The 8,862-nt window shown below is 71.1% G+C and carries 6 protein-coding genes; 2 read left to right on the top strand and 4 right to left on the bottom strand.

Features of this window, described 5'->3' with window-relative positions:
- From FXF52_RS39265 to FXF52_RS39250, 4 genes are all read right to left on the bottom strand, one after another.
- On the bottom strand, positions 1-3,730 hold a 3,730-nt coding region (locus FXF52_RS39265), incomplete at its 3' end, for a TIGR02680 family protein (RefSeq protein WP_187413989.1).
- Positions 3,727-4,944 carry a TIGR02678 family protein gene (locus FXF52_RS39260; RefSeq protein ID WP_148804725.1) on the bottom strand — a complete coding sequence of 406 codons (1,218 nt, stop codon included), beginning with the start codon at positions 4,942-4,944 and terminating at the stop codon, positions 3,727-3,729. The genes FXF52_RS39265 and FXF52_RS39260, both read right to left, overlap by 4 nt.
- 46 nt (positions 4,945-4,990) lie before the next feature.
- Positions 4,991-6,517 (bottom strand): TIGR02677 family protein, encoded by a 1,527-nt coding sequence (locus FXF52_RS39255; RefSeq protein WP_148804724.1) that lies wholly within the window; start codon positions 6,515-6,517, stop codon positions 4,991-4,993.
- 154 nt (positions 6,518-6,671) lie between these two features.
- Complete coding sequence (locus tag FXF52_RS39250; protein ID WP_148804723.1) at positions 6,672-8,144, bottom strand: M1 family metallopeptidase; 1,473 nt, start codon at positions 8,142-8,144, stop codon at positions 6,672-6,674.
- Between the two features lie 132 nt (positions 8,145-8,276).
- Here FXF52_RS39250 and FXF52_RS39245 point away from each other — a divergent pair, with 132 nt between their 5' ends.
- Complete coding sequence (locus FXF52_RS39245) at positions 8,277-8,558, top strand: DUF4326 domain-containing protein (protein ID WP_148804722.1); 282 nt, start codon at positions 8,277-8,279, stop codon at positions 8,556-8,558.
- Positions 8,559-8,667: 109 nt separating this feature from the next.
- Positions 8,668-8,862 (top strand): hypothetical protein (locus tag FXF52_RS39240; protein ID WP_222870923.1); only part of this gene is annotated, 195 nt, incomplete at its 3' end.

The following is an 8,862-nucleotide window of genomic DNA, read 5'->3' as shown; positions in this document are numbered from 1 at the left end:
TGCATGAACCCGGCAATAAGCCAGCAGGATCATGTTGGCGGCGGGTGACGGGTGACCAGTCGCCGGTGGCGGAGCGGATTTGCACGACGAATCGGTGCCAACGTCGGTAGTCGAGGGCTTCGCTGAGTTGCTGTTCCCAGCCGTCGGTGGAGCCGGCGTTGCGGATGTCGTCGATGCGGGCGCGGAAGAAGTCGTGCAAGGCGGTTCGTTGGGCGTCGGTCAGTAGCGCCGGGTCCTGCAGGAGGAGTTCTCGGGCTTGTCTCAGACGGGGGTCGAGGTCGCTGTTGACTTCCCAGATCAGCCGGACGCCCAGGCCGGAGACGGTGCGGACCTGTTCGAGCTGGGCGCTGGTCTCGCGGACAAGGTCAGCGGCTTGGCGGATGCGCAGGGCGACATGGCGGCGGGTGTCACCGGTGAGGGTGCGATCGAACAGCTGCCGTTCCTCTTCGGTGAGGTGGGCCCGCATGTCGTCTCGCTCCGACACGAGCCGCAGCGCCAGTGCGGTGGGGGTGGTCGGCAGGCCGTCGACAGTGGCGGTGACGACCTGCACATCGCACTGCTCGTCGGGAGTCATGGCCAGGTCGGCGTATCCGGCCAGCGAAGCACTGATGACGTGCAGGACGTTGCCGAGTTCACCTTCGTCATGCCGGAGGTGGCGGGGGCCGTGTGCGAGGGCGCCGATCTCCTCGGCGAGCTGTCGCGCGGCGTGCAGGGTGGCGGTGACGGCGCCGAGGCCGGTCAGGTCGGTGGTGAGGGCCGCGTCGGCGCCGAGAAGGTCGACGAGCCGGGTCATCCGGGTGACTGCGGCGTCGCGGACGTGGGTCGCGTCGTCGCGGTCTTGTTCGGCGCGTTCGGCGCGGGCGTTGAGGTCATGTAGCTGCCCGATCAGGGTGTCGTGACGGGGGCGCAGCCGCCGCAGATCCTGTTTCAGGTTCTCGATGTGATTACGCAGCCGGTGCACCTCATCGAGGACCGCCCGGTACTCGACGCCGACGGTGCGTTCCACGGCGTCGAGTCGGGCCGCGAGACCGGCGGCGTTTTCCTCGGCGGTCTCGGCGCGGGCTGCTTCCTCCTCGGCGATGGCGGCGGCGCGGTCGGCGGTGTCGCGGGCGTCATCGCGGCGGGCTGTGGTGTGTTCCTCACGGCTGCGGTCGGTCAGCCAACCGTCCGCCGCCTGCCGCAGGGTCCGCAGCGCGTCGGTGAGGCGGTCAAGGTCGGCTGCGGCGGTGGGCAGCCCGTGCCGGGAGCCGACGAGGGTCAGCTCGCGCAGCGCCGCCCGAACGCCGTCGTCGGCGGTGGCCGCTTCGCGGCTGGCCTCGTCGAGGAGGTCTTGTGCGGCGGCGAGTTTCAGCTCGGCGCGGTGGAGCTGTTCCGCCGCGCGCACCACCCGGCGGTGATCCGGCCGGGCGGCGAGTTCCGCCTGCAGGCTGTTGCGTCGCTCGATCAGCTGTCGGGTGGTCTCGGCGATCTGGGCACGTTCGGCGTCGAGGGCCGCGAGCTGGGTGGTCAGCTCGTCGATCTGCCGGCGCCGGGTTCGCTCCAACGCTGCCGCGCCGAGGAACTCGACGTCCGGTTTGCTGGCGTTGCCGTAGAGCGGGCCGAGCCGCCAGGTGCCGTCCGCGCCGATGGCCGCTACATGGTGGGGCGCGGTCGGTCCGAACGCCATTCCGGCGAGCGCGGCAGCGATCAGCGGTGCTGGCACGGGCGCCCGCTCGTCGGGGGTGAGCACCGCGAGCAGGGACCCGTGGGATGCTGGCTGGGCTGTGGCGGCGGCCAGGTAGGTGTCGTGGCCGCCGCGGTCCGAGGTCACCGACCCGTCGGGCCAGATCCACGCGTCGAGCATGCCGGACGCCTCAAGCGCGGCCTCCACGGCTGCCTGCACCGCGGGTGGCACGTCGTCGCGCCAGTCGACAAGCCGCCACAGGGGGCCGCCGGGCCGCTCCTGACGGGGGGCGGTGCGCAGCCGCGGCGGGGACGGCTCGGGGGTTGCGGTGTTGGACAGCGTCGCCAGCCGCGCCGCGAGAGGTTGTCGCCGCTGCCGAAGTTCGGCGTCACGGGTCTGCTGTTCGGCGTGCGCGGCGGCGAGCTGTTCGCGGACGGTCGCTGCCAGTTCACCGAGCAGGGCGGCCAGGGTGCTGTCGTCGCCTGCCAGGTCCGCGAGTTCGGTTGCCCGGTCGGTCACGGGTAGGACCTCACACGCCGACGCCCATCCGGTGATGGCCTCGCGCAGGGCGGCCGCCTCGTCGTCGTAGGTGCGGGTCAGCTGCCGCAGAGTGGTGTTGGCGGCGTCGCGTGCGGCGGTCCGTCGTTCTCGCCTCACCTGGGCCTGGTCGCGGTCGGTGACCGCCCGCTGGTGGATGGTGATCGCGGCGCTGACTGCGGTGATCTCTTCCTCGCGGCCGCGGATGATGCCCCGAAGGAGGTGCCGGGCCCGCTCGGTGGTTTCGGCCACGAGGGGTTCAACCAAGCTGGCCATTCCGGCGGCGAGCGCCGCGGCGGTCGTATCCCGCCAGGACCGGCCGGTCTGCGCAGCGGCGGTGGCGACCTCATCGGCGAGGCGTGCGGCCTGGTCGGCGGCGCGTGCCGCCTCCCCGCGTCGGCTGTTCGCCGCCGTACGGGCGTCCGTGGCGGCGCGCTGGGCGGTGGTCGCCTCCCGCCGCAGGTCGTCGAGCTGACGGCCCTCGCGGTAGGCGTCGCTGTCGCGGAGCCCGCCGATGCGTTCGTCGGTGACAGCCTGCTCGCGTTCGTTGTCGGTGATGGCTGCGCTGACCTGCTCGAGTTCGCCGGCGGCGACGGCGTGGTCCTGGCGTCGCTGGCGGGCGTCGCGGGTGACGTTGTCCAGCTGAGTGGTCGCGGCGACGAGTTCCGCCGCGCCGCGGCGCAGCGCCCGTCGCGCGTATCGCTGCTGGCGTTCGGCCAGCCGCCGGGCGGCGGTTACCTCCTCGTCGAGCCGGGCGAGGCGTTCGCGTCGCCGGTCCAGTTGCTCGAATCCTTCGGCGATCTCGGCCAGATCGGCGGCGTCCAGCGGCGGCAGGGCTTTCGACAGCACCTCCGACAACGCGTCCGGGTTGAGGTGCTCGGAAAGCTTCGGGGTGCGCAGCTGCAGCAGCGTCGCGATGAGCGCCTCATACTGCCCCTCGCTGAGCCCACGAAACAGGGTTTCCCGCACCGCACGCCGGTAGGGCTCGGCGCCGGCGTGCACGCTGCCCTGGTCCCCGAGGGCTTGGGTCAGGTCTTGGCGGGTCAGGGGGACGTTGCCGTCCTTGACCAGGGACAGTCCGCCGGGCTCACCCACCCGCAGCGTGGTGGTGAAGTAGGTGGCGTCGACGGTGCGGGTGTTGGTAGACGCGGCCAGCCGCGCGCCGCAGGTGAACCAGCGCGGCTGATCGCCGCTACCGTGGCCGAACTCCAGCCACACATAGCCGACCCGGGTGGTGTGCCGGTAGCCGTCGCCCATGAGGTTCCAGTGCATGGTGCGCTCGGATCCGCCGAACGTGGACAACCGTGCCGGGCGCAGGTTCGCATCCAGCAGGTAGGGCAGCAGCAGCTCCAACGCCTTGGACTTGCCGGTGCCGTTGGGCCCGCGCAGCAGCAGCCGGCCGCGGTGGAAGGTGAACACCTCGTCGTAGTACCGCCAGATGTTGAGCACACCGGCGCGGATCGGCTGCCACCGGTCGTCACGCAAGTCCTCAGTGGCGGTGCCTGCGGCGGGCAGGGCAAAGAGTGTCACCGGCGGCTCCGTTGTGCGGGCGTGACGACGGTGGGTTGGCTGACCGCGTAGCGGGCGGCGGCCGGCAGCGCGCGGACGGCTCCGCCGTCGCGCTGGATGAGCCCGAATCGGGTGAGCAAGGCGAGGGCTTCGCCGGTTAACCGCTGCGGGCCACCGTCGGAGCGGTAGGTTCGCGCCCATCCGGGAACGGCCGCGAACCGGTCGGCCAGCTGCCGGATCAGCTGCTCCTCGCCGACGGGGTCGGGGCGAGCGGCGAGGACGGTGTCGAGGAGCAGCAGCGCGGCCTGCCCGGCCACGCTGCCGCCGGCGGGGAACTTCTCGTCCGTCGCGAAGGCGTCCGGGTCGACGGCCAGTAACCCTTCGGCGCGTTCCTCAAGGACCATCCCGGCGTCGGCCACCGCGGCGCGCAGCATCCGACGGCCGGTGATGCTGTGCGCGTAAGCGCGCTGCGCGTCGGACAGGTCAGCGAAGTAGACCACCGGGTCGTCAAGGAGCCTGCGGACGATGGAGTGCCGCAGCCACCGGTTGCGCTGCTCATCGGATACCTCAGCGGCGGGATCGTCGGCGCCGGCGTAGCGCGGCTCCTGGAGCAGGGCGTCGATGTCGCCGTCGGGCAGCCGCGACGGCGCCTGCCGCGCGGCGAGCAGCCGGACCAGCCGGCCGCTGTCGACCCGGTAGAGCACCTTGGCGTCGGTCTGCTGCAGGTAGGCGTCGGTGCTGCCGTCCACGGCGGTGAGCACACCCAACTCCTCCAACAGGAGAAGCGCATCAACGTAGGCGCGGCGATCGTCGTGCCGGGAGCTGTCGAAACCGACGATGCCCGGCTCAGCGGCGCACGCGTGAGCGAGCCGCTCCGCGATAATGCCGATCGTGGTCACCGGCCCGCCGAGCAGTTCGGCGGCCACCAGACACAGCAGGGTGTAGCGGCGCCGGTCGAACGGGGTGCGGGCCCCGCGGGGGCGGCGCGCGGGCCGGTCGACCGGCGGGCGGGGTGAGGTCTTCATCAGCCGTGCGTAGCCGGCGCGGGGTTCGACGATCAGCCGCCAGCCGGTGTGGGTGTCGAACCAGCTGACCAGGTTCGCGCGGTGCCGCACCACCAGGGCGAAGCCGGCGTCGGTGTCGCGGGTGAGCAGGGGACGGGCCAGCAGCGCCCGGATCGCCTGGGCCTGCTCCGTCGCCCGCTCCCGGTCGAGTTCGCTGCGCAGGTCGCTCACGCCGCGAACCTCCCGACCGCCTCCCAAACCGGGCGGCTGCGGCGGGTCATGCGGTCGCCTCCACACCCGTCAGGCCGGCGACGAGGCCTCCGGGCGAGCGGGCTTCACTGATCGAGACCAACAGGTCCGGCGCGGACAGCACCCCGTGCGGGGTGTGCAGCACCGCTCGCCGGGCGGTGTCAGCGTCGGCGAGCGCCACGACGAGGCGGCCGTCGGCCGTCGCCGCCCGCCGTACACCGTCGCGGGGCGGGGCGGACAGCGCCCGTGACAGCAGCTCCAGCAACCGGGCGAAGCTACCCGGATCGAGTTGCGCGAACGCCGACAGCCGCACCGGCCCTGGCGTGGCCAACTGCGCCCACGCCCGCTCCAGCTCCACCCGTTCCGCCATCACCCGATCGCGGCGCAACCGACGCACCTCGGCGGTGTCCCGGACCCGGGCCGTGCGGGCGACCTTGTCCACCTGGGCGGTGGTGCGCAGCAGCGGCGATACCGGCACCGCCGGGGCGTCCCACCATGAGGTGGTGGCCGAAACTGCGGTCGGGTCGTCATGGGTGAGGTGGGTGTGCCGGGCGGGCCACAGCCCAAACGCGGCAGACCACAACTCGTGGGCGGCGTCGTCGGAGTCGCTGGCGGCGAACCAGCGAGCGAGAGCACGAAAATCAGCGGCGGTGCTGGTGCCCCGCCGCCGGCTGTCGGTCAGCCGCTCGAGGGCCCGCATCAGCGCGACGATCGCGCGTCGTGCCACGTCGGCGAGCTGATCAATTCGAGGGCTGGTGCCGTCGGCGGGTTGGAACCACGCGCACAGGCCTTCCCATCGGGCGGCGCGCAGCTCCAACCAGCGGGGTGCGGGATCGTCGCCTGGCAGTGCCGGCAGGTCAGCGCCGCGCAGCGCGCGGTGGTGCAGGACGGTGACGCCGCGCTGTTGGATGCGACACACGGCGTCGCCGATCGCGTGCCGCCGTGAGTCGAGGTTGGTGACGAACTCCGACAGGTAGGCGATGGTGGCCTGCTTGACCTCAGCGAAGGTGGCCGGGTCGGTGCCTTCGGCACGCAGCAGCCGCTGCAACTGGCCGTTGAACTGTTTCGTGCTGGCCCGCAGGCCGGCGAGGTGCCCCTCCAACTCCGTCAACGCGGCATAGATGCGCCGGTCAGGGCTGCCGTCCGCGGAGAGGAGGTCGTGCAGCTCACCGAGCCGGTCGAGGATCGCGTCCAGGACCGCGGTTTGCAGGGCGCCGGTCGAGGACAGGTGCTGCACCGCGTGCAGCACTCCCTCGTAGGCAGCCTCACCCTTTCGGCTGAGTGAGTAGTGCAGGTTACGCCGCTCGTACTCCGCGGCCGACGCGTAGTGGGCAGAGTGGTTCTGTGTGCGCTCGACCAGCCCGTACTTGTGCAACGCTCCGAGCGTGTAGTCCAGCGAGCTGTCGGCGACCGGCTCATACCATCCGACGCCGGGCAGCGCGGCGAGGATCTCGTCGAAGGTCAACGCGGCGACCAGCCGCTCGTGGGCATCACCGAAGACCTGCATGACCGCAGTGTGTAAGTCAGCCCGGTCGGTGGTGGTGAAGGCGAACATGTCCGCCGGAATCTGCCGAAACGCGGGCCGCGAACGGGAATCGTCAAACACAAACCCTCCCCTGCTCCTCGCGCTTGCGGATCTCCCCCGCAGGCTACCGGGCGGTGCCGACAGGACGCCGCAGGTCGACGGGCGGGAACGCGGCCGCCCCGGCTCAGGTCACGGTGATCCGCTTCGGCGTGGTCTTCGAGTCCAGCCAGGTGTTGATGAGCTTGGTGAAGTCCCGCCCGGTCTGCTTGTTGACGAAGGCGATGAACGACGCCCGGTCCTGCTGGGTGTTGCGCTGTTCCTGCACCCAGGCGCGGGCCAGTGCGAAGAACGCCTTGTCTCCCAGTTGTCGGTGAATCTCGTGGAGCATGGCCTCCGGGCACAGGTAGACGTTGCCCTCGGCGAAGTTCTTCGGGTTGGGCTTGCCGGGCGGGCCGAGCTTCTTGCGCATGGCGGTGTCGGCGTCGCGCAGGTACCGGTCCAGGCTGGCGTCGGTGAGGTGCCGGGTCTCCTTGGTGTACAGGTCTTGGGCGTACTGCGCCCAGCCCTCGTTCAGCCACAGGTCGGTCCAGGTGGTCGGGGTGACGGAATTTCCGAACCACTGGTGGGCGTACTCGTGCAGCAGGTCGCTCCCCCAGCGGTCCCGGCGGGCCTTGGTGTTCTCGATCTTCCGGCCCATCGTGATCATCTGCTGGGTCTCCATGCCGGACTCCGAGTCCACCACCACGACGCCACCGGAGGGGAACGGGTAGGGGCCGTACTTCTTCTCCAGCCAGGCCAGATACTGGGGCGACTTCTTGAGGTACGGCAGCAGCTTGTCGTCAACGCCCTTGCGGTACCAGTAGGTCAGCGGAATGCCACGGGGCCCCTTGGCGGTCAGCTTCTGGTATTTCCCGACGGCGAGGGTGGTCAGGTAGGTCGCGACGGGATCGGCGCTGCGGTAGGTGAAGGTGTTCCCGGACTGCCCGGCCGGGGTACCGCTGGCGATCGCGGACCAGCCCGCCGGGACGGTCACCCGGATGTCGTAGAGGGCCTCGTCGGACGGCTGGTCGTTCGCCGGATACCAGGTGAAGGCCCCGAACGGCTCCTGCATCGTCCAGAGGCCGCCCTCCTTGGTGACGGTGAGGCCGAGATCCTCCACGTCCTTGCGGTGCGACGGCATCGGCGTCGCCTTCGGCCGGCCGTGGTACTTCACCACCAGCGTCACCGGCTTGTCAGCGACGACCGGGCCGATCACGGTCAGCTTCTCTTTGGCCACGGTGCCGGTGACCGTCGTACCGTCCAGCGTCACCCCGTCGACCTCGTAGGGCATGAAGTCGAGGACGAGGTCGGGGGCGTCCTTGGTGGGCCGGATCCGCAGGGTGGCGGTGCCCGTGAGGGTCCTGGTCGTCGGCGCCCAGTCCAGCGCCAGGTCATAATGCAGGACGTCCAGCGCGTCGGTGCCCCGGGCGGGATAGATCGGATCGGCTACCGGTGCGGAGCGCCCGGCCTGCCAGACGGTGTAGTCGACGGCGGGCGCGGTCGGGCTCGGCGCGGCCGTGGGGGCGGACGAGCCGGCGGCCGGGGCGGCCGGATCGGTGGTACATCCGGTGACGAGCAGCGGTCCGAGGAGCAGGGCCAGTGGTACGCGACGACGCATCAGCGCACCATACGGCAGGGATCAGCTCGCGTGGAGGGCCTGGTGCTGCCGAACGATGGTCGCCGGACTGATGCTTCGGGGCGTGCCCTCGCCGATACTGACGATGCGAGCGGGAAGCTGAGGAGCCGAACGATGCGGGCAACCACGATCGTCAACCTGAAGGGCCACCGGGACGACCCGACCTACGCCGATGGGGTCTACGTCGGGCGGGCCATGTACCGCGGCGGCTGGCGCCTCGCGCAGTCCCCGCTCGCCAGCCCGTACCGCCCCGGCCCGGACGGCGGCGGGAACGAGGTCGTCGAGAAGTACCGCGCGTACCTGCTCGGCCGCCCCGATCTCCTCGCCCTCCTTCCTGAACTGCGCGCCCAGCAGGCTGACCAACTTGATCAGGAATCGACGGTGATCATAAATTAACCGTGTGGACCGCGGCGTTTCGCTTTTGGGCTGGTTCGGGGGAGATTCCGGTGACGTGGGCCGGTCGTGATCGCGGGTTCTCCTGGATCGATGGCGGGGCGATGAGTCGGTGACCGGAAAGCTGCCGCTGGCTGAGGGCGAGGCCTCCCGCACCGCTTGCGCCCGCGTTTTGCTCCGGTCGGGGGTGGACGAGGAGAGCGGTGAGGTTCTGTCGCAGGCGGTGCTGGCGCAACGGATCGGCTGGTGTGCCGACCTGGTGGCGGGCATGGTCTCCAGCCTGTTGGCGGAGCGGTGGAATCCCGCG

Origin of the sequence: Micromonospora sp. MP36 (assembly GCF_008119785.1) — a bacterium.
Lineage (GTDB): Bacteria > Actinomycetota > Actinomycetes > Mycobacteriales > Micromonosporaceae > Micromonospora.
The sequence above is the reverse complement of the archived record's forward strand: the minus strand, read 5'-3'. Positions and strand labels throughout refer to the sequence as shown.

Coding starts and splice junctions, on each gene's coding strand:
- FXF52_RS39255 (WP_148804724.1), bottom strand. CDS start 6,517: ATGTTCGCCTTCACCACCACCGACCGGGCTGACTTACACACTGCGGTC.
- FXF52_RS39250 (WP_148804723.1), bottom strand. CDS start 8,144: ATGCGTCGTCGCGTACCACTGGCCCTGCTCCTCGGACCGCTGCTCGTC.
- FXF52_RS39245 (WP_148804722.1), top strand. CDS start 8,277: ATGCGGGCAACCACGATCGTCAACCTGAAGGGCCACCGGGACGACCCG.